Below are 394 nucleotides of genomic sequence, written 5' to 3'. Positions count from 1 at the left end.
GCAAATAGGGTACCGTGGTGGCACAGCCCGATCCCTGAATCACCGGCTCCTGCGCCGGCTTGCCCAATACCGCAATCCGACGGCTGCGCTCCGGGGTAAGCGGCAGAAGGTTGTCTTCATTTTTCAACAAGACGATTGACTCCCCGGCCAGCTGCTGCGCCAACTGGTGATGGGCCGTGAAATCGGCCCGGGTCTCCGGGCGACGGTGGCGCTGCACCTTTTCCAGCAGCGCCAGCATTCTCCGGCAGGCGCGGTCGACCACCGCCAGAGGCACCTCTCCTGACTCAATCGCCGCCAGCAGCGTCCGCTTATCGCGGCGGGTTTCCGGCATCGCCAGATCGTTGCCCGCCAGCAGCGACGCCGGGCGGTCTTTGATGCCGTACCAGTCGGACAT

Annotated in this window: 1 protein-coding gene; it reads right to left on the bottom strand. The window is 65.0% G+C overall.

Translation table 11 applies throughout. From position 1 onward, the window contains the following. On the bottom strand, positions 1–394 hold a 394-nt coding region (locus FJV41_RS56465; protein WP_181791651.1), incomplete at both ends, for a glycoside hydrolase family 3 C-terminal domain-containing protein.

The sequence above is a fragment of the Myxococcus llanfairpwllgwyngyllgogerychwyrndrobwllllantysiliogogogochensis genome, assembly GCF_006636215.1.
GTDB classification, from domain to species: Bacteria; Myxococcota; Myxococcia; order Myxococcales; family Myxococcaceae; genus Myxococcus; species Myxococcus llanfairpwllgwyngyllgogerychwyrndrobwllllantysiliogogogochensis.
This window is presented reverse-complemented; position numbering and strand designations above follow the sequence as displayed.